We start from the raw sequence: 24,549 nt of genomic DNA on the forward strand, positions 1-24,549 counted from the left end.
TGCGTTCGAGCGCGCAGCGCTCGCCATATCAGCGAATGCGGTTGCCCGAATGAACGTGGCTAACCGACTTTACGACTGCTACCCGGGATCGAGGCCACCCAGGGAGTCGGGGTGGCCGATGATCGCCTGTTTCAGTAACCGAGCGACAGCCCGGTATTGCGCCGTGGGTCGTTCGCCCCATAGAACCGGTTCTTGCCCACGGGTTTGCCTTCCAGCGAAGGCGCACCTACCAGAATAGCTGCAATATGGTTGGGGTCCTGCGGGCCGGCAAACTTGTGGCCCCAACTTTCGAGCATCTTCTTGGTGTCCGGGCTGGTGGCGAAGTTCTCCAGGTTGGTTTCTTCCGGCAGCCATTGCTGATGGAAACGCGGCGCATCCACCGCTTCCTGGATGTTCATGCCGTAGTCGATCACGTTGAGCATGGTCAGCAGGGTTGCGGTGATGATGCGACTGCCACCGGGGGTGCCGACGACCATGACGACTTTGCCATCCTTGGTGACGATGGTCGGGCTCATGGACGACAGCGGTGCCTTGCCGGGGGCGATGGCGTTGGCCTCCCCTTGTACAAGGCCGTACATGTTCGGCACGCCGATTTTCGAGGTGAAGTCGTCCATTTCATCATTGAGGATGACCCCGGTTTTGCTCGCCATCACGCCGGCGCCGAACCAGTCGTTGAGGGTGTAGGTCACCGATACCGCGTTGCCCCATTTGTCGACGATCGAGTAATGGGTGGTGTTACTGCCTTCGTGGGGCGCTACGCCAGGTTTGAGCTCGCGGGACACGCCGGCCTTTTGCGGATCGATGGCGGCGCGGATTTTGGTCGCGTAGTTTTTATCCAGCAAATGGGCGATCGGATTTTTCACGAAGTCCGGGTCGCCGAGGTAGCTGTTGCGGTCCACATACGCGTGGCGCATCGCTTCGATCTGGTAGTGCATGGCCTGGGCCGAGCGGTAGCCGAGGTCTTTCATCGGGTAGCCGTCGAGGATGTTCATGATCTCGCAGATCACCACACCGCCGGAGCTTGGCGGCGGCGCCGAGACCACGTGGTAGCCGCGGTAGTCGCACTCGATGGGTGCCAGTTCGCGGGTCTGGTATTTGTCGAGGTCGGCCTGGGTGATGATGCCCTTGTTGGCCTGGCTGGAGGTGACAATAGCGTCGGCCACCCAGCCTTTATAGAAACCGTCGGCGCCCTTCTCGGAAATTTCCCGCAGGGTTTTGCTCAAGTCTTTTTGCACGAGTTTCTGCCCGACCTGCATCGGCTCGCCATTGCTCAGGAAGATCGAGCCCGAGTCGCGCATGTCTTTCTTGAAGACGTCTGTGGCGTACTCCAGCAAATCGACATCGCCCTGCTCCAGCACAAAACCGTCTTCGGCAAGTTTGATCGCCGGGGCGATCACTTCCTTGCGAGGTTTGGTGCCGAATTTCTTCAGCGCCAGCTCCATGCCAGACACGGTGCCTGGCACGCCGACGGCCAAGTGGCCGCGGGTGCTGAGATCAGGGATGACGTTGCCCTGCTTGTCGAGGTACATGTCGGCCGTGGCGGCCAGCGGCGCTTTTTCACGGAAGTCGAGGAAGGTCTTGCGCCCGTCCGCCAATTGAATCGTCATGAAACCGCCGCCGCCCAGGTTGCCTGCAGCGGGGTACACCACCGCCAGCGCATAACCCACCGCAACCGCTGCATCGACGGCGTTGCCGCCATTCTTGAGGACATCGACGCCGACGTGACTGGCCAGATGTTGGGCGGTGACGACCATGCCATTTTCGGCCGCGACCGGTGCAACGGAGGCCGCATGAGCCATCAGACAGCTCAGCGCCAATGAGGTCGCCATGAGCGATTTGGCAAAAGGTTCAAACTTCATGGGTCGGTCTCTTTTTTGTTTTTAGGCTCTGTGGAAAAACAGAGGGAACGGTTCAAAAGCAGTTGGCAAGTATGGCTGCTATTGCGTATTGCGCCTCCCCGGCGAGGCAGTATGCTGGGCCCCTGTTCAGCACGTGTGCGGAGTCCGCCGGCATGACCTACACATTTACCACCCTGGCGTCGCCGGTCGGCGAGTTGAAGCTGGTCGCGAAAGGCACGCGTCTGGCGGCCATCCTCTGGGAAAACGACAAACCAGGTCGGGTAAGACTGGGGCCGATGAGTGAAGCGGCGGACAACCCGATCCTGATACGCGCCGCACAGCAGTTGCGGGAATACTTTGCCGGCACGCGTAATCATTTCGAGCTGGAACTGGACTTTGCCGGGACGGACTTTCAGAAGCAGGTGTGGCAGGCATTGCTGACGATTCCGTTTGGCGAGACGCGCAGCTACAGCGAGATAGCCCGGCAGATCGGCAATCCCAGCGCGGTTCGGGCGGTGGGTGCGGCCAACGGCAAAAATCCGATATCGATTGTCGCGCCGTGTCATCGGGTGATTGGGGCGTCGGGGAAATGACGGGGTTTGCCGGGGGGCTTGAGGCCAAAGAGCGGTTGCTGACGCTGGAGGGCTGTGAATGGTCGGGGGCCGGCAGGATGGGTGATTTGTTTTGACTGAATGGGCTCTCTTGTGGCGAGGGGGCTTGCCCCCGTTGGGCTGCGAAGCGGCCCTAAACCCGATCACCACGGTAAATCAGGCATACCGCATTCACAGGCTTGGCGACTGCTGCGCAGCCGAACGGGGGCAAGCCCCCTCGCCACAATAATCCGCGCGGCCCGACCGACACGAACAACCTGACTTATTCATTCTCCAGTGCAAACGCCTCGACAATCTGCTCAATCACCGCCCGCACCCGCGCGGTGTGGCGCAGGTCCGCATGGGTCACCAGCCACACTTCATACGGCAGCGGACGTGTGCGTTCCGGCCAGAGCCTGACCAGCCCATCGCGCTCGCCCATGTACACCGGGATCTCCCCCACCCCGAGACCTGCGGCAATCGAACGACGCACCAGCAGGCTGGAACTCAGGCTGGCGACAATCCGCCCACGGCTCAGGGGTTCCGAGACCAGGGTCATGTTCTTGTTGCCCTGCAAGTACGGCTGATACACCACCAGATCATGCCCCTCGAAGGCCGAGCCCGGTTGCGGCATGCCGTTGGCCTCGACATAACTTCGCGAGGCGAACAGCCCCACCGGCCAGCGCGCGATGCGCCGGGCGATCAGGTCGGGGTTGTCCGGCCGGGTGTTGCGCACGGCGATGTCGGCTTCACGCTTGGCCAGGCTGAGGATTTGCGTGGAGGCGTCCAACTGCACTCGCACGTCGGGGTGCACTGCATGCAAACGAGCGATGGCCGGGATCAGAAAATCGATGGCCAGAGAATCGGTAGTGCTGACGCGCACATTGCCGATCAATCGTTCGTCGAGGCCCTGAATCTGCCGCTCCAGCTCAAATGCCGAGTGCTCCATCTTTTCCACGGATTGCAACGCCGCTTCGCCGACCGCTGTCAGCGCATAGCCCTCGGAGGTGCGCAGAAACAAAGTCGCATTCAACGATTTTTCCAGCGCGGCGATACGCCGGCCGACGGTCGCTTGATCGACCTTCAGCACCCGCGCTGCACCGCGTAAGGTCGATTCTCGACATACCGCCAAAAACACTCGCGCATCATCCCAATTCATAGCGTTTCCTGCAGCGATGCATATACGCATCATCGTAGCGCGAAATCGCTGCAATATTGCACCAGCGTTCCTCGATATGCTTGAGGCCAAGCACAAATTCACAGGACCGCTCCCATGCACAGCACATCCCTCGACACTGGGCGCAGCGCGATCTGGCTGCCGATCTTCGCCGGTCTCTGCGCCAGCCTGGTCAGTATTGGTCTGGCGCGTTTTGCCTACACGCCGTTGATACCATCGTTGATTCAGGCCCAGTGGTTTTCCGCCAGCGACGTGGTGTACCTCGGCGCCGCCAATCTGGTGGGCTACTTGATCGGCGCACTGCTCGGCCATCCGCTGGCCCGTCGCACATCCAACAAAACCGCTTTGCGGCTGATGATGCTGGCGGTGACACTGGCGTTTTTTGCCTGTGCCTTTCCGTTATCGGTGAGCTGGTTCTTCGGTTGGCGATTGCTGTCGGGGATTGCCGGTGGCGCGATCATGGTGCTGGTGGCGGCGACCGTGTTGCCCCATGTGCCCGCCTCGCGCCGAGGCCTGGCCAGCGGTGCGATTTTCCTGGGCATCGGCTTGGGGATTGCCGGCTCAGGCACCCTCGTTCCGCCGCTGCTGAGCCTTGGCTTACAGAACACTTGGCTTGGGCTCGGCGCCTTGGCCTTGATTCTGACCGCCGCCAGCTGGTTTGGCTGGCCGTCATCCGTTGCCAATGAAACGGCTGCACCGCACGCTCAGCACACCAAATCGCCGTTTGATCCCAACCTTTATCTGCTGTTTGCACAGTACGCGTTCATGGCTGCCGGGCTGGTGCCAGCCATGGTGTTTCTGGTGGATTACGTGGCGCGCGGCCTCGGTGCCGGGCCCCATGTCGGTGCACTGATCTGGGTGATGTACGGCCTGGGCGCGATAGTCGGGCCGGTGAGTTATGGCTTTCTGGCCGATCAACTGGGGGCGAAGCTGAGCATCCGCCTGGTACTGGTGGTGCAGGCGATTGCCGTCGGCCTGCTGGCTATATCGAGTTCGTTCACCGCCCTGGCCCTGCTGGCAGTGATCCTCGGTTCGTTCCCGCCGGGCATCGTGCCGCTGGCGCTGGCCCGGGTGCATGAGCTGGTACCGCAACACCATCAACAGCAAGTGGCCTGGAGCCGCGCCACGGTTTCATTCGCAACCTTTCAGGCCATCGCCGGGTTTGCCTACTCGGCGCTGTTCAACGCCAGCGGCGGTCATCACGGGTTACTGTTCGTCATCGCGGCCGGGGCCATCGTCGTCGCGCTCGTGCTGGAACAGGCCTTGCGCTTGTTGAAGCTAAAGGACCGGATGATGCCGATGAGTTGTTCATGATCGCGCAACACAAGTTTGCGGCTATCGATAACCACGCGCCTGCACGTTGAACAACTGCGCATAACGCCCACCCGCCGCGACCAGGCTGTCGTGATCACCCCGCTCAAGGATCGCGCCCTGGTCCAGCACGATGATGTGGTCGGCATTGCGTACGCTGGAGAAGCGGTGAGATATCAGCAACGTCATGCGCCCTTCAGTGTGTTGGCTGAAATGCTCGAACACCGCAGCCTCCGCCGCCGGGTCCAGGGCTGAGGTCGGTTCATCCAGAATCAGGATATCGGCGTCGCGGCGCATGTAAGCGCGAGACAAGGCAATCTTTTGCCATTGCCCACCGGACAGCTCTTGCCCACCGGCAAACCATCGCCCTAACTGCGTGGCATAACCACGATCCAGACGCTCGATGAAGGGCGCAGCCATACCCTCGGCGGCCGCTTGCTGCCAACGGGTTTCATCGTTGAAAGCCAGGGTGTCGCCGACACCAATGTTCTCGCCGACGGAGAACTGGTAGCGAATGTAGTCCTGGAAGATCACGCCGATGCGCCGTCTCAGCGCCTCTTCTTCCCAGGCCTGCAAATCACTGCCATCCAACAGAATGCGGCCCTGATCAGGGCGATACAGCCGCGTCAGCAACTTGATCAGCGTGGTTTTGCCCGAGCCGTTTTCCCCCACCAGCGCAACACTGTGTCCGGGCAACAGGTGCAGATCGATGCCCTGCAAAGCAGCGCGGCTCGCCCCCGGATAACGAAAACCGACACTCTCGAAACGCAACCCATCGCCGGGCACCGCACCCACGGTAAGGCTTCCGGCATCGGCCACCACCGGCTCAGCCAAATACTCATAGAGGCTCGACAGGTAAAGGCCATCTTCATAGAGACCGCTGATCGCGCTCAAGCTGCTGCTCACCGCCGTCTGCCCCTGCTTGAACAGCACCAGGTACATGGTCATTTGCCCGAGGCTGATGCTGCCGTGAACGGTATCGACCACGACCCACGCATAGGCCAGATAAAACGCCGCGGTGCCCAGCAGTCCCAGCACAAATCCCCAGCCATCGCGACGCAATGTCAGGCGCCGGTCTTCGGCGTAGAGACGAGCAAACGTGTCCCGATAACGCTGCAACAACAGCGGCGCGAAGCCGAACAGCTTCACCTCTTTGATGTAGCCCTCATGGGAGAGCAGTGTCTCGATGTAGTTCTGCTGCCGACTCTCCGGTGCCCGGCGCGTGAACAGCCGAAAGGCATCCCCGGAAAAGTGCGCTTCGGCAAAGAACACCGGCAACGCCCCGACCACCAGCAACACCAGCGCCCAAGGCGAAAAATGCACCAGCAACACACCGAAGCTGATCAACACGATGAGGTTCTGGATCAGCCCCAGCGACTTCATCACCAGCGCCAACGGCCGGGTCGATGCCTCGCGCCGAACCCGAACCAGCTTGTCGTAGAACTCGGAATTCTCGAATTGCACCAACGATAACGTCTGGGCCTTCTCCAGAATCATCGTGTTAACCTTCTGCCCCAACTGCACCCGCAACAACGACTGCTGCACCGACAACGCGCGCTGCGTCCCGGACAGCAACGCAAGCACGCCCGCTTCAAACAACACATAGCGCACGACCGGCCACAACGGCGCGCTGCCCTGTTGCGCGTGCAACTGCATGGCGGTAACGACCGCGTCGACAATCCGCTGCCCCAACCAGGCCGCCAATGCGGGCAGCACCCCGGCAATCAGTGTCGCCAGCACCAACCCCAGGAACAGCCCGCGTGATGTTCCCCAGACCAGCAGCAAGGCACGCCTCGCTTGGTCGAGCAAAGAGGCGAAACGGGTAAGGACAGGCATAGGGCAATGGGCTCGGTGGCGGATGTAGAGGGGCGCGGCAGGTCATACGGTATGCGGAATGAGCAACGCCCACTTACGTGGATATGAGGCGATAAGCCTCGCCTCGTCCATAGGAAAAACATCTAAAAAAGTATCGTTGCGCACTACGTTTTAGCGCTTTGCTATGAGGAGTCAATGCCTATCGGGATTGGTAGACGAACCTGAACGTCCAACCAATGTGCCCCATTCCATCACCGGGAGCAGAACATGAAAATCAACCCCTACCTGATCTTCAACGGCGACTGCCAGGATGCCTTCAATTTCTACGCCAAAAGCCTGCCTGGCCAGATCGAAGTCATGATGACCTTCGGCGAAACTCCGGCTCGCGACCATGTGCCAGCGGACTGCCACAACCTGATCATTCATACGCGCCTGTTGGTCGGGGATCAGTCGATCATGGGGTCGGATACCACACCCGATCGCCCCAGCGCCGGCATGAGCGGTTGTTCGGTGTCGTTGAATGTCGACAGCGTGGTTGAGGCAAAGCGAGTGTTTGCGGCATTGGCGCAAGGCGGGAGTATTCAAATGCCATTGGAGACGACGTTCTGGGCGGCACGCTTCGGGATGCTGGTCGATCGGTTTGGCGTGTCATGGATGATTAATTGCGAAAAGGACCGATGATGGGCCCCAAGACTAACACTTAAGTATAATGGCCCCTTGATATCAATTTTAGCTTTTTTTATTCAATAACCAGACGGAACAACTACATCGTTCAAAAAATCAGCTCTTGACATAAAATATTACGAATACAACGCAAAAGGAGTCAATTAATATGTCCCCCCCGCTCTCATTCGCCCTAAAAAGAGGCAACAGTTGAACTGGTGCCTTTCGAGCGCGCACCTAAACTGCCATAGAACACCGTGGAATATCCTTATAAATCAACTCCAGATATCAAAAATGCGGACTTCCGCACAATTTATACGCAAGACTTCTCAGTGATGCCTCGTTCTGTAGCCCAATCCGCGGATCAGCCACGCGTCAGTGTTGATCATAGAAAAGTCAACCTAGAGGGCCTAGTCCGACGCAAAGGCGCTCACCAACTAATTCGGATATCAGAAAATCAAATTGGCTAAAGCCTCCACAGTTGGCTATGTCATTGAATCAACTGAAACTACTGGCGATAGAATGGCACCTGTTGACAAGCCCAAAATGTTATAAAAAGTCAGATAATTTCAGTATTTTGTGTATTAAGATTGCAACGCCAGCACATATGAGTAATTTGCACGATGAGTACTGAGAGCAAAATCGAAAATAGCCAGAGGGGTATTCTCGCTATTGGGCGCACTTGGCGCTCAGCGGAGAAACTTCGACTGTTATTTGCACCCAATCTCACGCATATATATACATTAGATTACACAAACCCATTAACCCCGGATAATGAAGTTCAAGCCCACGATGCCGTACTAATCGACGTTGAAAGCCCTTCCATTCTTAATGACTGCCTGGCGCTCATCAAGAAATTACGTACGAGTCCAACAGAACTGTCCATTATCGTTGCAATCAATTTTCGCGCTCCGCAAACCAAAATTGAATGTTACCTGGCCGGCGCCGATCATTGTATCAATGTACCTAACGACCAGGATGAAAAAGCCAGGTTAATTTCAGAGTTGCTCGAAACACCTGAATGGCAGTCCGCCACTAAGTTGACCCTGGACCAAACATGCCTGCACTTATACAACGATGAGTTCAAACTGGATCTGGCTTATCAGGAAATGAAAGCCCTGGATGCGCTTATTAATGCGGAAGGTAATATCCTGCACCATGACTCCATGGCCGAATCCATGGGTTTGAATATCAAGCTCTATGACTCACGTGTTCTGGAGAAATCCATAAGCCGCCTTCGAAACAAAATCAAAAAGCACTTCGGCATTAACATCATTCATAGTGTTCGCGGTTATGGCTATCGATTGCTTCGAGGGGTCGTTTCAGTAAAGCAAGCAAACTTTCATTCTTAAAGGGACTAAACGATGGAGTCCAGCAGGCAATATACCGTGCAAGATAACTTCGCCATGGTTTTCTTCAGGCAATCAATTCTCAAGCGAAACGATGAATTGTTCGGCAGTGAGATTTATGCCAAAGCGACCAAACAACAGACACCTCTGAACAAGGGGTATCAGCCATTGCATCCCGATCACCCGCTGGCGATTTATCGTGAAGTACTGATGCGGATCCAATTAAATGCCCTTTCACAGATCGAGGTCACGTCGTCCCCATCCGTACAGACACCCAATAAATTATTCGTGACCATGAACCAATCCGCGTTATTGGATAAAGCGTTCATCCGAGAACTGAACGACGCTCAAACGACACTCAAGAAGCATGAACAACAGTTAATCCCCAGCATTAACGGCAGTTCGCTCCTTTCGTTCAACCTCAAAGAAAAAAGAACCATTATCAATCACATTCACTTATTGAAGGACAACGGGATCGAGATTGCTTTCGATGGCTATGACTTAAGCGATGACAGCGCTGAAAAACTGATCAGCCCGAAGCTGTTCGATTATATAAAAGTAGACCTGACCCGATCCAATTTCGACATCATGGTCGACAACAGCCAGGACTTTTTCAACAGATCTTACGACTGCCTGAGCAGCATGATCCATGACAGCAAGATCAGATTCATCGCGGACCGGGTCGAGCACAAAGCACTGCACACACTGGCCCGTAGCATGCCTTTCGATTTTTTCCAGGGGAGATATTACTCTCCGACCGAGGTTATTTAAGCTTTAAAAATTTCACCAAACTAGGAAGGAGCCTTATTGTGAATACGTCAAACAACAGCTTTCTAATTTTCACCCGAGATCAACTGGCACGACAAGCTATAGAATCGCTTCTCGCACAACGCCTGTATTTATCTTTTGAAATCGAATCTGGCAAACTCAGCAGCGAACGCATCCGAAAGAGTCGATTCACGCACATCCTGCTCGATCAGGCCGATATCTCGCTGAGCGATGTCAGCTTTATCCGCAAGAATCAAAAAGATGCGGAAATCATACTCATAACTCCCAACTCGGAACATTCAGAACTCCATCACTTCTCGCATTTCGGGGTTGATGGCTTTCTCAAGAAACCGGTGGCAGACGAAGAGTTCATCTCTGCAGTCAGCCGGATTAAAGAGTCGCAGGGTAACCCCGACATCTGGTGGTTTAATGCCGACGACAGAACATTAATCAAGGAAGATATAACCATCCCATTGACCAGCACCGAATCGTTAATGCTCACCCAACTGGTCATCAGTGATCGACGGGTACTCAGCAAGAACGATCTTATTCTACGCATCGATAAAGACCCGGAGAATTACAGCGGCCTTGAAATGTGCTTGAGCCGGCTGCAGAAAAAATTCAAGACTGCCGCCAACGGGGAACGCCTGATTCGCTCGGTCAGAAACCGTGGTTATTGCCTGGCACAAAGGATCAGAATCGCTTACTGAGCGAGATCGCAAAAACAATAACAATAAATGCGATTTTCCGCCCCACCCGATACCGCTTGACTGCCTAACCACCTCGCCTTGTATTTCCCGCCGCCTGTCCCTCGCACATCTGTCTCTCCATAGTTCCTGCCCGGTTCCCTCCACATGGCGGGCAAGCGTTTATCGGAATGCTGTAAATTTATAGACGATTTAGCGATGCCCTCCTAATGAAAGAGCACGACCTTTTATAACATGGGCCCTGGAAGTAGTGTCCGTTATAATTCGTCAGACACCCACAAAGATTAAGATACTAATATAAAAACCGGACACTGAGACAACCGTATCAGCTGACTTGAAAACAACATTCGGATGGCCAGCCGTAGCCCGCGTTATTCCCTTCCAATAATAAAAATAACTTCTGACCGAACTGCGCTCGCTCAGCCTTTGCGCGCGGCTGCCATTTATTAACCGTCGACTGATACACAACGTGGCGCACGCCCGAGGGACACCGCGATGGTACATAATCGTATTAATCGAAACAGCATATCCAAAGGACTGACCTTCTGGGGGCAATGGATAATTGCCATCACTTCGGTCAATGCGTTGTTATTTGCTCTGGCGTTGTACCAGACAGGAGAAATCGAAGCTCATTATCGTGTGCTTGCCGTGCTGACTTTCCTGGGCTCGGTCCCTTCTTACTCCCTGCTGCTGGTCTATCACAAGCAACATGGATACCTCTCCGGCCTGGGACGCTTGCTGCTGGGATGGCTGCTGCTGCTGGCCGGGATGACCAGCATTGGCTTTCTCAGCAAGACCAGCGAATTGTTCTCCCGGGAGATCATCATGGTCTGGGCTGTGGCAGGTTATTGCGTGCAGGCCTTGCTGTACCTGCCTCTGCATAGTTTTTCCAGACACTACCACCGGCAATTGCATAGCCAAAATAACACCCTGATCATCGGCACCGACCAACTGGCGGTGAATCTGGCGGACAAACTGGCCAAAACCGAGTTTCCACCGCTGGTCGGCCTGATCAGCTCAAAACCCAACGAGCTGTCGACCAACGTCAATACCCACCGGATCGTGGGCCAGCTGCAGGAACTGCGCGAGCTGATCCGGGTGCACGATGTCCGGCGGTTGTACATCGCGCTGCCCTTGAGCGAAGCCAAACAGGTCGAAGCGCTGTACATCGACCTCCTCGACTCGAATGTCGATGTGGTCTGGGTTCCCGACCTGGGCAGCATGACGTTGCTCAATCATTCCGTCAGCGAGCTGGATGGCCTGCCCGCCATCCACCTCAATGAAAGCCCGCTGACCAGCTACCCGACGGCGGCACTGAGCAAGACCCTGCTGGACAGAGGCCTCGCCGCCCTGGCGCTGATCGCCTTCAGTCCACTGCTGCTGGTGATCGCCGTCGCAGTGAAGATCTCCTCCCCGGGGCCGATCATTTTCAAACAGGAACGGCACGGCTGGAACGGCAAGATCATCAAGGTCTGGAAATTCCGCTCCATGCGCCTGCACGACGACCATCAAGTCCGCCAGGCCGGCCGTGAAGACCCACGCATTACCCCGGTTGGCCGTTTCATTCGACGCACGTCCATCGATGAACTGCCACAGTTCTTCAACGTACTGCAAGGCCATATGGCGCTGGTCGGGCCGCGGCCGCACGCGATTGCCCATAACGACTACTACACCGGCAAAATCCAGGCCTACATGGCCCGTCATCGAATCAAACCGGGCATCACCGGGCTGGCCCAGATCAGTGGCTGCCGTGGCGAAACCGAGACCCTCGACAAGATGCAAAAGCGCGTAGAGATCGACCTCAACTACATCAACAACTGGTCGTTGTGGCTCGACATCAAGATCCTGATCAAGACGCCCTTTACGCTCTTTTCCAAGGACATCTATTAACCGCTGCGATTCCCCCCCGCCTGTTCTTCAGCTTGTGGCTAACAGAGCCGCAGTCCGGGCAGTCAGATCTCTGACTGCCCGAGCCTCTCTCCCCCGCCTCACCCCATTCGCCCTCTGTTTTGTAGCAGCTGCCAACGGCTGCGTTCGCCCGTAGCAGCTGTCGAGCCTGCGAGGCTGCGTTCGGCTGCGCAGCAGTCGTGAATCCGGCTGACGTGGTTTGCCTGATGCACCGCAAGTTCTGGTTTGACGACTGCTGCGCAGCCGAACGCAGCCTCGCAGGCTCGGCAGCTGCTACAGATTGCATTACGGAACATATGCCGGATGGAGTGGCAAGAGAGGTGTTGCTGGAGGGGGGGATATAGCGAGGGTCAACGGTTACAACATACCGACAAACTGCCAGGTGCCTAACGCCTTTTCAACGTACCCAGTACCTTGAAATCAATAACCCCATTAACACGCCGATACTATTTGCCAGCATGTCGTAGGGCGAGGCCGTACGCAGCGGCATCATACCTTGCGCGAGCTCAATGAGTACGCCTGCGAGCAAACACCCCAAGGCTGTCCAGGTAAACTTCACATTGGGGAAAGCCAAACGGCAACTGCATGCAAATACCAGAAAGCCGATCCAGTGATGCAGCTTGTCCTCTTCGACGAACAGCTCAGGGATCGGCTGAGGACGCAAACCTGCGTACAGCAGAATCATAGTCACCGCGGCAAAGACCAAGCCCCGGAGCCAGAATGGCAACTCGACCAAGCCTTTAAGCCACGTGATCATTCGGTAATTTTCTCGAAGTTGTTGTAGAACAGGTCGCTGTTGCGTCCGTCGGTCATGGTCTGCAACGAGTAGGAACGGTTCAGGCGTGCACCGCCATCACGGGTCAGTGGCGCCCAGACGATATTGGCACGGCGCATGGTCGAGGTACTCATCAACTCGTCGAACGGGATGGAAATGTAGATGCCTTTGTCAAAGCTGCCCTCGCCATATTCCGCCTTCGACGCAGTGGTCAGGGTGACCCAGCCGCCAAACTTCACGCCGTTCTTGAACTCACGCGACAAGTCGACGGTGGTGCCCCAGTCCCGTGCCAGGTAACGCCCGACGCTGACCGCTGCAAGCATGTCATTGGGCAATTCAGTATAGCTGGTGACATGACCCGTTATGGTCTGGTAATCGCGCAGGCCAAAGCCCTGATCAAAATCCCGCTGGCGCACGAAATTCAGATCGGCGCCCACCGACCAGCGTTTCCCGTTAGGTCGATACAGCACTTCGCTGCCGACCCCGGCATACATGGATTCCAGATAGCCGCCATAGACCATGCCATACCAGTCCCGATCCAGCTGCGCCGCGTGATTGAACTGGAACGTCGGCATCGTCACATCGGAGGTGGTCAGGTACTGACGTAAATCGGTGCGCACTCGCGGTAACCCGCTCGGTGCGTCGTAGGTGAACTTGTCGTAGTTGTTCAGCAGGTTGGCGCTGAGCAAGCCGCTCCACCAGGTGTTGCGGGTGAAACGGTACTCCGCGTCGGCATCGGCGGTGAACTGATAGAGCAAGCCGTTGGGGCCGCCGATGTTCTGTTTATAGCCCAGGCCCAAGCCATAGCTGAACGGCTCCAGCGCCTGGGTATAGAGCGTGGTTTCCCGGTGTGCAGTCGCCGGATTGACCTCGGTCGTACGGTGTAGATCCTTCAGCGGCTGGTCGTTGTTCACCACCGCGCGGAAGGTTTCTCGCGGCACGCTGGTTTCTTCGATAGACATGTCATAACGCTGATTCACCAAGGTGAACCAATCGATGTCCTGATTGACGCTGTTATCGAGAATCCGGCTGGCCCGCCCGACAGCCTTGGCCGAATAAAAATAGCGAGACTGCTCGCCATACACCATCAGCTCCGAACCGCGTTGGGTAATGCGTTTGACCTTATAGCCAGCATTTTGCTGTAACCGATTGGAGACATCGGCCCAGTTGACCTGGTCGGCCGGAGTTGATGGTGCCTGCGCCGGCAGAGGCTCGGCGGGAGGGTCATAGGTCTTCACCGGTGCCTTGCGGCTGACAAAGTTGGTGTGCAGGGTGATGCCGAACATCGCCGTATTGCCACGCTCCCAACCGGCGCTCAGGTCGACGCTGTCGGCCAGCTTGTAGACCACACCGAAGTTGATCGGCAGGTCTTGCTTGAGCGGGTTGTCCAGTGGCTCATTCTTGTAATCGTTGCCCTCGTACTCGATCTTCAGGCTCAGTGGTTCCCAGGGCGTTTGATAGGCAATCCCGCCAAACAACGAAGGGTGGCCCCTGAAGTAAGCGTTGGTGTTCACGTCCCCTGCCCTGGCGACAACTGCAGTGCTCTGCGGGCGGTCGTTGAACTGGCTGCCCAAAACCGAAAGCGGGTTACTGAAATCCCCTCGATTACCCAGATAACCCCAGGCAATGCCCAGGCTGAAATCGAGGTCGCCATAACGTTTGTTGGCGACGAAATACTCGCTGGAAAACAGCCCGGTACCACCGATGTCCCGCGCACCGATGGCAACCTGCGGTGCCCAGTGACTTTCTTCCCAAAGCCGCGCCTTGACGTCGATGGCCTTGTCTTTGAAGCTCTGATCACCGCTCAATTCTTCGGTGCCGTACCTGCGGTTGGAGATTGCGGTGTAACGAAACGATCCCTCCAGCCAATCAAGTGGCTGCAAGGAAAAACTATAGCGCGAATAAGGGTCGGTACGACTGGCCGTGACGCTCAACTCCCCCGCAGGGGCCATGCGCGCGGTGGGGGTCTGTAACAGACCAACGCCACCAAAATCACTCTGGGTGTAGCGCGGTTCACCGTGAGCCAATCCGCAGGGCAGGAGCAATGCAGCAGCAAAACGTAACTTCAACGGGCACTTCAAGGGGCCACCTCAGCCAGCGGTTGAGTGGCGAGAAACTCGGCCAGTTGTTGATTGAGCTCAGGGGTCGGCGTCTCGAGATCGTCGCTCCTGATCGGCACCAGGATCTTGCTGCCGGGCGCCGCCACGACGCCATCCTCACGATTCCACGCCGCCACGCCCAGGCGCCGCACTTGGCCGTCAGGCTGGATCAGCCACAGATAGTCGCCCTCGGCGTCGCCAAGAATGGCGCAGTCACGGGCATAGGCACGCACTTCCTGCAGGGCTCGGTAAGGTACCTGACAAGGCTGCGCGACCGCCCCGAAAACTTCCACGGTGGACGGCCGCTGGGGGTAAATCAGATGGTCGCCATCATCCAGCAGCGCGTTGCGGGCGAACCCCGTTTCCACAGCGATCGGATCGAGCACCGCGACCTGACGTCCGGTGACCGGCAGTTGCGCGACCTGCTCATATAGGCGCGCGCTCAATTCTGCTCGCGTGTTTTTGCCATCGAGCAAGGCCCCCCGTTGCAGCAGTTTCAGATCGAACAGAACACCTGCTTTCAAACGCGTCTGCTTGTCCACTAATGAACGGTGCAGCCACGCCGCGCCCAGCCAGTAACTTTCGGCATTGGGTTGGGCGTTACGAATGACATCCAGCAAGCGCGCACCGGGCTTGATTTCGAATTGGCCAGGGCTACGCACGTCACCGCTGACTGTCACGGCCGCCTGGCCCACGCCCGGGCCGATCAACAGCAGGCCAAGCAAGAAAAGGTTTGAACACTTCACCGGGCAGCTCCCCGATCACGGCGCACCTGCACGATTTTCAGAAACAGCTGCGGCGTCAGATGCTGCTCGCTGCGCAGAATGAAACCGTCCTGGGGGTCGACCCAGTAGCGGTTGGTGGCGCGGAAATTCAGGGCGGGTGCATCCACCTGCTCGTCGATGCGTAGCAAGGCGTAATCCTTGTCCAGAATGCTGATGGTCTCGATGCCATGGGGACTGAAACGGCTGTTGACCGCGATACCGATGCGGTTGCCGTCGTAGATGTCTATCCAGCGCGTGCTGGTATAGCCGTCGGGCAAATGCTGAAGGCCACGCTTGAAGGGCGACTCTTCATTGAAGCGAGTACCGTCCAGGGAAACGCCCAGCCCGACAGTGCGCACCACCAGACCGTCGCGCATCATCAGCACCTGCTTGCCAGATGCGACCCAGAACTGCAGGTCGCCCCGCCGACGAGCCATGGCCATCACACCCTCACTGGAGGGGGTGGTGACCAGAATCTGCGGATACGGCACGGCGTCGACCTGAGCACGGGTCAAATTGATGGAGGCAGGCCCCGCGACGGATGTCTCAAGGGTGTCCCAGGAGGCCTTCATCAACGGGTTACACCCGCACAGCAAGAGCGCCATCGTCAGACCGGCGCAGGTAGGCAAAGTTTTCACGGCGGGATAGAGCCTTATCTGCTGTTGGCTTCGCTGAGGTTATTGAGAGAGCTGGCGCCGGTCCCCAGGACACTGGCCGTAGGCAGAAGCTGGCTGATCAGACGGTTCCAGCGCGTCACGCCGGCCGGGCCGACATAGACGATGTCTTGCGGTTGCAAGTCGAAACGGGTGGCCAGTACCAGGGCCGAAGGGGATTCGGCATCGAGTTGGAACACCTTGGCCGGTTCAGTTTCCAGGTGGTCGGCGCCGCGAATCACGTACACCGCATTGCCGTTCGAGGTAGTCTGGTTCAAGCCACCCACTGTGCCCAGCGCATCGGTCAGGTTGATCGACTTGCCTTTGAAGCTCAGCGCGCGAGGCAAGTTGACCTCACCCATGACATAGATCCGCTTTTGGTCGTTATACGGCAAGTACAGCCGGTCGCCGCCCTTGAGGTAAACGGCTTGCAGCTGTGAGTCCTGGCGATTGAGGGTGTCCAGATCGAGCTTGTATTCGCGCCCGTCCCGGGTCAGCGTCAGGCCTGACAGGTCTGCGTTCGAGGGGTCCACACCGGCCGCGCCAACGGCCTCCACCACGCTCAACGGTGTGGTAGTGATCGGCTGTTGGCCAGCTTTGAGCACCGCACCGGAAATCACCACAGTCTGGCTGGCGAAGCGCAATACGCTGACGTCGACCTGGGGGCTTTCGACAAATTGCGACAAGCGCTCGGCAATAAAGGCCCGCAACTCTTCAATGGTTTTACCGGCGGCTGGGATATTACCGATGTAGGGATAAAACAACGTGCCGTCCGGACGAACCAGACGCCCGTTGGCATCGATTTGCTGTTGCGGCCCCGAAGGCGCCGTCAACTCGGGGTGATCCCAGACCGTGATAAATAACAGGTCGTTGGCACCCACGCGATAACCGCCTGGAACATAGGACAACAATGCCGGGGGAACGGATTCGCGAACTTGCGTGGCGGCATCCATGGCAATCAATTTAGGCGTGATGGGAATAAGCTCCACTCGGCTACTTTCCGGAGAGCCGTCACTGACCATTTGACTGGTGTCCATGTGTTGACCAGGCGAAAACATACAGCCGTGCAAGCTGATACTTGCCAGCATAACAACAGATAATCTACGGATCATAATGGCACTACGCTAGTCGAGGGCAAATCTAAAACAAGATCACTCAGAAAGTTCTGAGTGATCTTGAACAACATACTTCGCGGGGTTTAGTTGGTACCCGTCGTACCACCAGTACCGGTTGTGCCACCCGTTCCAGAGGTACCGCCATTGGAACTGCCTCCAGAGTTTGAAGCGGCCGCCGCAGCGCCGACAATGGCCGCGCCGATCACCACGGTTTCGGCGACCGTCACGTCCCCAACCAGCGGAGTGCTCAGGGACAGTGGCTCGCTAGCCGTTTCAGCCGCCGTTTCAGCAGCCGGTTCATCCGCCGCCAATGCTGCGGTGCTCATGACAGCCAGCAAGCTGGCCGTAAGTAGTTTCTTCATATCAGACTCCTTCTCGATATTAGACCCTTATATAACTTCATAATAAGGGAGCAGGAATGGAACGGAGATGAAGAGGCAATGATCACTTCACAAAGATCTTGTCAGATCACGCACGTCGCCTCCTGGGAATCATCTCACTCGTTGGTAACGTAAACCAGTGGCCAACATTCCTCGAAAGGCTGGAATAGACTGCACGCTCACGAGAGGCCCGGGCGCATTTTTTTCTGATTTTCTAAGAAATTAACCGAAGTTTTACTATTTTTTTCTGCAAATTCTTGTACGAAAATCTTCCAGTGCGCTGAAGCATTGTTATTAATGGTCAGCATTATCTAAGTTTGTTGACTACCGGACTTGTCCGCGTCAGCACACGGACAAGTATGGAAGAGCCTTTTATGGTGTTTGCGACCTGGGCAGAATTAAATGACAGGCCTTACCGATAGACCACGACCGATACCATAGTAGTCGAATCCATTGGCTTTCATGCGGTGAGGATCAAATATGTTACGACCGTCAAATATGACAGGAGCGCTCAATTTTTCCTTTATAAGGTCCATGTCGGGAGCTTTGAATTCGCGCCATTCTGTGACAATGATCAAGGCATCAGCACCTTGAAGCGCGGCTTCTTTAGTCCCCATTAAAAGCAAGTCTTCATTCATCCCGTAAATGCGTTGTGTTTCGGCCATCGCTTCGGGGTCGAAGGCTTGTACTCTGGCGCCAACGCTACGCAACTGTTCAATCAGGACGCGACTGGATGCTTCTCGCATATCGTCTGTATTGGGCTTGAAAGCCAAGCCCCAAATAGCAAACGTTTTTCCCTCCAGCTGCCCATCGAAGTGATGTTGGATATGCTCGAAGAGATGTTCCTTTTGTCGCTTGTTGACTTCCTCTACGGCTGACAAAAGCGTTGCTTTATAGCCGATCGACGACGCGGTGCGTTCCAGGGCTTGTACATCTTTTGGGAAACAGGAGCCGCCATAGCCACAGCCGGGGTAGATAAAATCGTAGCCAATCCGTGGATCAGAGCCGATGCCTTTACGAACGGCCTCAATGTCCGCGCCCAATCGCTCGGCAAAATTGGCCATTTCATTCATGAATGAAATTTTTGTTGCCAGTAGACAGTTGGCCGCATACTTCGTCAGTTCAGCACTTCTGATGTCCATCGTGATGATTTTTTCGTGGTTTCTGTTGAAAGGCTCATAGAGTTGCCTCATTCGGTCCACCGCGTAACTGCTATCACTGCCTATGATAATTCTATCGGGACGGGTGCAGTCTGCCACCGCAGAACCTTCCTTCAGGAACTCGGGATTGGAGATAACGTGAAACTCCACCTCAAGGTCCCGGGACGTCAATACTTCGGAAACTTTAGCTCTGACTTTATCCGCCGTACCAACAGGCACAGTAGACTTGTTAACAATAATTTTAGCCTCCGTCATGTTGAGTGCGATGGTGGTGGCAACAGACAGCACGTATTTTAAATCAGCACTGCCATCGTCGTCTGGAGGCGTACCGACTGCAATAAATTGGATTTCACCATGACGCACGCCTTGTGCGGCATCAGTTGTGAAATGTAAACGTCCTGCTTCATGGCATTTTTCTACAAGAGCACTCAACCCAGGCTCATAGATAGGAATAATTCCATTCTTCAGGTTCTCGACTTTAATAGCATCGACGTCTACGCAACATACGTCATGACCTGCGTCAGCAAGTACAGCGGCCTGCACGAGGCCCACATAACCTATTCCAAAAACCGTAACATTCATTTTAATAATCCTTTAAACGAGCTCGAGGCGACCATAGCGATCTTCAAAACGAACGATGTCATCTTCGCCTAAGTAAGAACCTGATTGAACTTCTATCAACTCAAGAGGAATTCTCCCCGGGTTTTCAAGGGAGTGCACAACCCCGATGGGTATGAAGGTAGATTGGTTTTCGGTCAACAACACCTGTTTGTCAGCGATTTGCACATTTGCGGTTCCTGAGACCACGATCCAGTGTTCTGCCCGATGATGGTGAAGCTGAACGGAAAGTTTATGCCCCGGTTTGACGGTGATTCGCTTCACTTGATATCTATGACCTTGGTCCACTGAGTCATATTTCCCCCACGGCCGATAGACTTCACGATGACTAGCCCCCTCGACTCGATTATTTTTAGTGAGTTCAGACACTATTTTCTTGACGTCTTGAGAGTGGTCCTTGGTCGTCACCAATATCGCGTCCGACGTCTCGACGACAACGACATCACTTATACCCAGAACAGTAACTAGACGATGACTGGAGTGGACATAGCTGTTAGTAACGCCTTGCAGCAACACATCCCCTTGTGTGCAGTTTTCATTTTCATCCTTCGTTCCCGCCTCCCAAACCGAATCCCATGCACCAAGATCGCTCCAACTGGAGTTGAGGGTAACGACTGAAGCGATGTCGGTTTTTTCCATGACCGCATAATCAATGGACACATTGGGCGCGTTCACGAAATCCACCTGACTGAGCCTGGTGAAATCCTGGTCATGCGTTGCGTTGGCGAGAGAAAGCTCTGCTGCGACAATGATGTCAGGACTCAAGCGCTCCAGTTCCGATTTCATGACGGAAGCCCGGAACATAAACATTCCGCTATTCCAGAAATAGTTTCCTTGTGCAAGGTAGCTTTGTGCTGTTTCCAGATCGGGCTTTTCTATAAAAGCATCGACGTGCGCAGCGCCGTCGGCAGCACCCGTTTGAGTACGGATATAGCCGTAACCCGTCTCTGGCTTAGTGGGTACAACCCCAAAGGTAACAATTCTACCTTTATTGACTTCCAACTTAGCCAACGCCAAGGAAGCCTTAAAAGCATCAACGTCGGCTATTACATGGTCTGCAGCCAAAACCAACAGGATAGGATCATCCCCGTCCTCCAGGGCTGTCAGTGTCGCAGCCGCTATAGCGGGCGCGGTATTTCGCGCAGAGGGTTCCAATAGTATTTTTTGTGGCTTTATATCCAGTGATCTGCTTTGCTCAGCCACGATAAAGCGATGCTCTTCGTTACAAACGATTATCGGAGGACTTAAGCTATCTCCCTCTGCAGACAGATTCTTTATTCTATCCAAAGTAGCTTGAAATAAACTCAGATCACCGTGTATCGACATAAACTGTTTTGGCTTGAGTGCTCTTGAAAGCGGCCACAGACGTGTGCCTGAACCACCAGACAAAATAACTGGAATCATAGCGATTACTCAATAATTAAAAGTGATAAGAGAGCGCCGACAAACAGCGAGGAGTCAAGACGCAAATGACTTTACATAACTGATTAAACGATCTCTTTCTGTGAAATCCAAAGGAATTTCAGCATTGCTGTAATTGAGTGCCGAATCGATAGCCGAAAAAAACTCGTCTTTATCATGGGCAATGAAAACAGATGGAAAGCCCGAAAAATTCTCGACAGTGTCGTACTGATGGTTATTAATGTGTTCACCACGGCTACTATCCCGGGGCACAATAACTATTGGCTTTCCCAGCTCAAGCGAGCGAATGATATTACCCATGCCCGCATGAGAAACGACAACTGTTGAGGCGTTGAAGTTTTCGGAGAAAAAAGGTTCGGCTATTGTCTTGAATGCGCTAATGTGCCCCAAGTCCCTTTCATCATTGCCGACTTGGGCAACAATAGGGATATGGGGGTTTGCATGACTCCATTCACTTAAATAGCTGAGCATTCTCTCAAAGGGTGCTTGAGTACCAACGCTGCAGAATATCATTTAAACAACCCTCCCTTTATATTGAGCCCTGCCGTTTTCTGAAAGAGTGGGCCATTGCGTGAGTATTTCATCTACAAAACAAGAAGCTATTCTGCCGGACAACGATATTTTTTTTGGATTCGCGATACTATCAATCCACAGCGTTTTTTTTCCCATGATCTTTGCCGTGATCAAACCCAGCAGACCCGGTGCAGCTCCCGTAGAGATGACATATTTCGCTTTACTTTGGTAAACGATGTTGAAGATCTGACAGAACCCTTTAATTATTTTGAAGGGCTCACTTCTATTGAAATCGGGAACTTTAACAAAATCGTGAAGTGGGTACTGTGAGCGAACGCTTGTATCGACGGTAGCAATGTTGACTTTTTGGCCGTCAAACGCTGGAAGCAGTTTGCTCATTTGTACCCAGTGCCCACCTCCGGAACAAATCAGTAAAACATCATACGATTGATTCATGACGAATCCCTTTCTGTCAGGATTAATAGACATCATTAGATAACAACAGCTGCTTTCAATAACTCCGCCTGCCCCTCCCAACGTGTTATTCGCTTGGCTTTCAACAACGCTGACTTTTCCTTATAGAGCTCTTCATTTTCGAGGAGTTGAGAAAGTCCGAACTTTATTGACAGGGGGTCTAACGTATCAACAAATACAGCAGCGTCCGAAAACAATGATCGCAGTACTGGTGTGTTCGAAAGTGCCATCGGCCTGCCGGCGCTAACCGCTTCGTTTGCCACACTCAACTGGACATTGTCGCGCGTTGTCAGGCCGAGAACGACGTTTGCGTTGCACAGCAGTTGTTCGAAAGTCAATTTACTCAGAAAACCCGTAAGCTTTATATTGTCTGGCATTGACGCGATGAGAGCTCCGGACAACTTTCCTCCGTACCTCCCGGTGATAAAAAAGTCTACATGCGGCATTTCTTTGGCTGCCTTAATAACGATTTCTATCGGCTCGTCGACATCGAAAGAACAGGGAAAAAGCACGTAGGGTGTCTGATGATCACTGGCAGGAGGAGTATTAAAATCACACGGCAAATCCTCCAGGATGAAAATATTTTCCACATTAACGCCTGAGCGGGACAACTCCTCTTTGACTTTGAAGTTATGAACCACAACGGCGTCAATTTTATTGAGCAAGGACACTGTGCCCGGGAAGGTTATCCATTGCTTGCGCAACAAACTATTATGTACATCAGCAATAATCTTGAGGCGCCTATTAATAAAAAACTTGTAGGCCAGTGCTATGTGCAACACAGGGCTCGGCGGCAACTGGACCCAAAGAACCTCCGGCGCACCGACAAAAAGCGATTTAATAGTTTTAAAAGCCTTAATTAAATAATCCAATGGACGTGCATATTTTTTTTTGAATTTATTAGGTAGATGTAGAATGTCATACGCCCAATATTTTTTCATTGTGTCGGCGCGTCGTTGATAGCCGACCCATGCGATCATTAATGATTTCACTTCTGAATCCTGCGTAAGAATAGTAAAGAAAACTGGGCACTACAATGCAAACCAAATAGGAAAATCCGCGCTGTACTGAATGTGTTTATTTCTGAAGCGAATATGTTTAGCCGGATTCCCTCCCACAATCGAATACTCTTCAATATTGCGTGTAACAACGCTACCAGGATAAATGACTGCACCTTTTCCTATTTTGACGCCTGGCATAATCATCACACTGGGAAAGATCCAAACGTTATCTTCAATGACAACCGGCTTCCCGACCGTGTGACTCATGGGGTCGTCGATATCGTGCCCCAGTGTATAAATCCTTGTGCCATGAGATATATTGACATTGTCGCCGATGCGAATTCCCGCTCTATTATCCATGTAACAGTTGTAATTTATGGTGCAGTTTTTTCCTACTGAGAACTTACCGAATGAAAAAAAAACGACTTTCCTATGGACAGTGGTTTTAACGCCAATACGGCAGCCCGTCGCCCTTAGCAGTGAGCGTCTCAAACTGAAAAAGAAAACCAGGTTAAGCGCCGTATTAAACAAGGCCACGGCGACCTTCTTGATATTGAGCTTCAAGTTCTTCATCTAGTTACCTGCACTCTGCCCTGATGTATTAGCGATGCGATGTGAACTCATTACGAAATTTCTGAACTGTATATTGGTACTGGCAGGTGTGGCGAAGGATGCATTGTTTCCACCGAAGAACGTAGAAAATAGCAGTCCATCGATCGTCAGGTTCTTAGTGTCTCTGAACGTCAACCCGGTTTCGGAGTGCACCAGTTTCTTATCATACCAAATAGAAATCACGCCATCGGCGCGACCCGGCGTATTCAACTTTACGAGTTGTTCCAATGTATGCCACTGGCCGACACTAAACGTCCAGGAACCCAGGCCTATCGCTGTGCCCCATGTTTTGCTGGTGGGTAAATAAGCATAGATTGCACCGACACCGTTTTCTTTCCATATGTAGCGAGTGGAAAAACCATCATGGCCATTAGGTATTTTTCCGCCGGTATTGCCTGTGCCGCCGTAGAGCCCTGGAAGTTTTCCGCCTTTTACAAAATTAAAGTTCTTATCGAATTTCAATTCATACGTAAGAATCAGGCATTCCCTACCCGGCTGCTTGAGCTTGGATTTGAATTCAATCCCCCCATAGGGCAACCCCAACCGGACCATCGAACCTGGATCGTACGACCCGGCGGGATAATGCACCGTAATGTCTTTTATTTCATGACTGTAGGTTTTGTTTGTTAAATTAGCACTGCCTTTTATGTTGTCCTGTGCGCGCCTGTTGCCATGACGACTGGCGAACACCTGTGAATCTTCTGGAAGTGTTGGGTAGATGTTTTCAACATTTTGTTCACAGCGGTCATTTATATCGGATGCACTGCTCGTAGCCACATGCAGAGAGAGGGCTAAAGCGATTAACGTCGAGGCTTTTTTTTTCACGTAAGTTGCCCC

The 24,549-nt window shown here is 54.1% G+C and carries 22 protein-coding genes and 1 pseudogene; 7 read left to right on the forward strand and 16 right to left on the reverse strand.

Going from position 1 to position 24,549, the window contains the following annotated elements; genetic code table 11:
- Positions 1-131: 131 nt before the first annotated feature.
- The gene (ggt, locus tag AF70_RS20700) at positions 132-1,859 is read right to left on the reverse strand and encodes a gamma-glutamyltransferase (RefSeq protein ID WP_028939763.1); all 1,728 of its coding nucleotides are present in this window, start codon (positions 1,857-1,859) and stop codon (positions 132-134) included.
- 152 nt (positions 1,860-2,011) lie between these two features.
- Here ggt and AF70_RS20705 point away from each other — a divergent pair.
- Positions 2,012-2,526 (forward strand): annotated as a pseudogene (locus tag AF70_RS20705) (methylated-DNA--[protein]-cysteine S-methyltransferase).
- Positions 2,527-2,711: 185 nt separating this feature from the next.
- Here the strand turns inward: AF70_RS20705 and AF70_RS20710 are convergent.
- Positions 2,712-3,587, reverse strand: coding sequence for a LysR family transcriptional regulator (locus AF70_RS20710; RefSeq protein WP_019581995.1), 876 nt, complete (start codon positions 3,585-3,587; stop codon positions 2,712-2,714).
- 114 nt (positions 3,588-3,701) lie between these two features.
- Here AF70_RS20710 and AF70_RS20715 point away from each other — a divergent pair, with 114 nt between their 5' ends.
- Complete coding sequence (locus AF70_RS20715; RefSeq protein WP_028939764.1) at positions 3,702-4,919, forward strand: YbfB/YjiJ family MFS transporter; 1,218 nt, start codon at positions 3,702-3,704, stop codon at positions 4,917-4,919.
- Positions 4,920-4,940: 21 nt separating this feature from the next.
- On the opposite strand, the gene AF70_RS20720 is transcribed toward AF70_RS20715, so the two are convergent.
- Complete coding sequence (locus AF70_RS20720; RefSeq protein ID WP_019581993.1) at positions 4,941-6,752, reverse strand: ABC transporter ATP-binding protein; 1,812 nt, start codon at positions 6,750-6,752, stop codon at positions 4,941-4,943.
- A 246-nt stretch (positions 6,753-6,998) separates the two neighbouring features.
- Between AF70_RS20720 and AF70_RS20725 the strand changes: the two genes are divergently transcribed.
- The 5 genes from AF70_RS20725 to AF70_RS20745 all read left to right on the forward strand — a co-directional run bounded on the left by AF70_RS20725 (position 6,999) and on the right by AF70_RS20745 (position 12,108).
- Entirely contained in the window at positions 6,999-7,412 is a 414-nt protein-coding gene (locus AF70_RS20725) for a VOC family protein (RefSeq protein WP_019581992.1), read from the forward strand.
- A 605-nt stretch (positions 7,413-8,017) separates the two neighbouring features.
- Complete coding sequence (locus AF70_RS20730; RefSeq protein WP_019581991.1) at positions 8,018-8,746, forward strand: winged helix-turn-helix domain-containing protein; 729 nt, start codon at positions 8,018-8,020, stop codon at positions 8,744-8,746.
- Between the two features lie 12 nt (positions 8,747-8,758).
- Positions 8,759-9,514 (forward strand): EAL domain-containing protein, encoded by a 756-nt coding sequence (locus AF70_RS20735; protein WP_019581990.1) that lies wholly within the window; start codon positions 8,759-8,761, stop codon positions 9,512-9,514.
- A gap of 38 nt (positions 9,515-9,552) precedes the next feature.
- Positions 9,553-10,221 (forward strand): winged helix-turn-helix domain-containing protein, encoded by a 669-nt coding sequence (locus AF70_RS30080; protein WP_019581989.1) that lies wholly within the window; start codon positions 9,553-9,555, stop codon positions 10,219-10,221.
- A 492-nt stretch (positions 10,222-10,713) separates the two neighbouring features.
- The gene (locus AF70_RS20745) at positions 10,714-12,108 is read left to right on the forward strand and encodes an undecaprenyl-phosphate glucose phosphotransferase (protein WP_019581988.1); all 1,395 of its coding nucleotides are present in this window, start codon (positions 10,714-10,716) and stop codon (positions 12,106-12,108) included.
- 415 nt (positions 12,109-12,523) lie between these two features.
- Here AF70_RS20745 and AF70_RS20750 read toward each other — a convergent pair whose 3' ends face one another.
- The 13 genes from AF70_RS20750 to AF70_RS20810 form a co-directional block, all read right to left on the reverse strand.
- Positions 12,524-12,883 (reverse strand): VanZ family protein, encoded by a 360-nt coding sequence (locus AF70_RS20750; RefSeq protein ID WP_019581987.1) that lies wholly within the window; start codon positions 12,881-12,883, stop codon positions 12,524-12,526.
- Positions 12,880-14,970, reverse strand: coding sequence for a YjbH domain-containing protein (locus tag AF70_RS20755; RefSeq protein WP_019581986.1), 2,091 nt, complete (start codon positions 14,968-14,970; stop codon positions 12,880-12,882). Before AF70_RS20755 ends, AF70_RS20750 begins: the two co-directional genes overlap by 4 nt.
- A gap of 8 nt (positions 14,971-14,978) precedes the next feature.
- Positions 14,979-15,746, reverse strand: coding sequence for a capsule biosynthesis GfcC family protein (locus tag AF70_RS20760; RefSeq protein WP_028939765.1), 768 nt, complete (start codon positions 15,744-15,746; stop codon positions 14,979-14,981).
- Complete coding sequence (locus tag AF70_RS20765; protein ID WP_032831007.1) at positions 15,743-16,402, reverse strand: YjbF family lipoprotein; 660 nt, start codon at positions 16,400-16,402, stop codon at positions 15,743-15,745. Before AF70_RS20765 ends, AF70_RS20760 begins: the two co-directional genes overlap by 4 nt.
- A gap of 14 nt (positions 16,403-16,416) precedes the next feature.
- The gene (locus AF70_RS20770) at positions 16,417-17,529 is read right to left on the reverse strand and encodes a polysaccharide biosynthesis/export family protein (RefSeq protein ID WP_172901206.1); all 1,113 of its coding nucleotides are present in this window, start codon (positions 17,527-17,529) and stop codon (positions 16,417-16,419) included.
- Positions 17,530-17,615: 86 nt separating this feature from the next.
- Complete coding sequence (locus AF70_RS20775) at positions 17,616-17,894, reverse strand: hypothetical protein (RefSeq protein ID WP_028939766.1); 279 nt, start codon at positions 17,892-17,894, stop codon at positions 17,616-17,618.
- A 416-nt stretch (positions 17,895-18,310) separates the two neighbouring features.
- Positions 18,311-19,654: a UDP-glucose/GDP-mannose dehydrogenase family protein gene (locus tag AF70_RS20780; protein ID WP_019581981.1), complete on the reverse strand. Its 1,344-nt coding sequence runs from the start codon at positions 19,652-19,654 to the stop codon at positions 18,311-18,313.
- Between the two features lie 12 nt (positions 19,655-19,666).
- A complete protein-coding gene (locus AF70_RS20785; protein WP_019581980.1) occupies positions 19,667-21,094 on the reverse strand; it encodes a mannose-1-phosphate guanylyltransferase/mannose-6-phosphate isomerase in 1,428 nt (475 codons plus the stop codon).
- Positions 21,095-21,148: 54 nt separating this feature from the next.
- The gene (locus AF70_RS20790; RefSeq protein WP_028939767.1) at positions 21,149-21,625 is read right to left on the reverse strand and encodes a glycosyltransferase; all 477 of its coding nucleotides are present in this window, start codon (positions 21,623-21,625) and stop codon (positions 21,149-21,151) included.
- Entirely contained in the window at positions 21,626-22,081 is a 456-nt protein-coding gene (locus tag AF70_RS20795; protein ID WP_230172850.1) for a polysaccharide biosynthesis protein, read from the reverse strand.
- A 35-nt stretch (positions 22,082-22,116) separates the two neighbouring features.
- Positions 22,117-23,091 carry a hypothetical protein gene (locus tag AF70_RS20800; RefSeq protein WP_032831008.1) on the reverse strand — a complete coding sequence of 325 codons (975 nt, stop codon included), beginning with the start codon at positions 23,089-23,091 and terminating at the stop codon, positions 22,117-22,119.
- Positions 23,092-23,130: 39 nt separating this feature from the next.
- Entirely contained in the window at positions 23,131-23,673 is a 543-nt protein-coding gene (locus AF70_RS20805) for a DapH/DapD/GlmU-related protein (RefSeq protein ID WP_019581976.1), read from the reverse strand.
- Entirely contained in the window at positions 23,674-24,537 is an 864-nt protein-coding gene (locus AF70_RS20810; protein WP_026331906.1) for a polysaccharide lyase, read from the reverse strand.
- Between the last annotated feature and the right edge of the window lie 12 nt (positions 24,538-24,549).

Source organism: Pseudomonas sp. KD5, assembly GCF_012932895.1.
GTDB lineage: Bacteria > Pseudomonadota > Gammaproteobacteria > Pseudomonadales > Pseudomonadaceae > Aquipseudomonas.

Bases quoted from the DNA above. Each gene is read 5' to 3' on its own strand.
- ggt (WP_028939763.1), bottom strand. From the start codon at position 1,859: ATGAAGTTTGAACCTTTTGCCAAATCGCTCATGGCGACCTCATTGGCG.
- AF70_RS20710 (WP_019581995.1), bottom strand. From the start codon at position 3,587: ATGAATTGGGATGATGCGCGAGTGTTTTTGGCGGTATGTCGAGAATCG.
- AF70_RS20715 (WP_028939764.1), top strand. From the start codon at position 3,702: ATGCACAGCACATCCCTCGACACTGGGCGCAGCGCGATCTGGCTGCCG.
- AF70_RS20720 (WP_019581993.1), bottom strand. From the start codon at position 6,752: ATGCCTGTCCTTACCCGTTTCGCCTCTTTGCTCGACCAAGCGAGGCGT.
- AF70_RS20725 (WP_019581992.1), top strand. From the start codon at position 6,999: ATGAAAATCAACCCCTACCTGATCTTCAACGGCGACTGCCAGGATGCC.
- AF70_RS20730 (WP_019581991.1), top strand. From the start codon at position 8,018: ATGAGTACTGAGAGCAAAATCGAAAATAGCCAGAGGGGTATTCTCGCT.
- AF70_RS20735 (WP_019581990.1), top strand. From the start codon at position 8,759: ATGGAGTCCAGCAGGCAATATACCGTGCAAGATAACTTCGCCATGGTT.
- AF70_RS20745 (WP_019581988.1), top strand. From the start codon at position 10,714: ATGGTACATAATCGTATTAATCGAAACAGCATATCCAAAGGACTGACC.
- AF70_RS20750 (WP_019581987.1), bottom strand. From the start codon at position 12,883: ATGATCACGTGGCTTAAAGGCTTGGTCGAGTTGCCATTCTGGCTCCGG.
- AF70_RS20770 (WP_172901206.1), bottom strand. From the start codon at position 17,529: ATGATCCGTAGATTATCTGTTGTTATGCTGGCAAGTATCAGCTTGCAC.
- AF70_RS20775 (WP_028939766.1), bottom strand. From the start codon at position 17,894: ATGAAGAAACTACTTACGGCCAGCTTGCTGGCTGTCATGAGCACCGCA.
- AF70_RS20780 (WP_019581981.1), bottom strand. From the start codon at position 19,654: ATGAATGTTACGGTTTTTGGAATAGGTTATGTGGGCCTCGTGCAGGCC.
- AF70_RS20785 (WP_019581980.1), bottom strand. From the start codon at position 21,094: ATGATTCCAGTTATTTTGTCTGGTGGTTCAGGCACACGTCTGTGGCCG.
- AF70_RS20790 (WP_028939767.1), bottom strand. From the start codon at position 21,625: ATGATATTCTGCAGCGTTGGTACTCAAGCACCCTTTGAGAGAATGCTC.
- AF70_RS20795 (WP_230172850.1), bottom strand. From the start codon at position 22,081: ATGAATCAATCGTATGATGTTTTACTGATTTGTTCCGGAGGTGGGCAC.
- AF70_RS20805 (WP_019581976.1), bottom strand. From the start codon at position 23,673: ATGAAGAACTTGAAGCTCAATATCAAGAAGGTCGCCGTGGCCTTGTTT.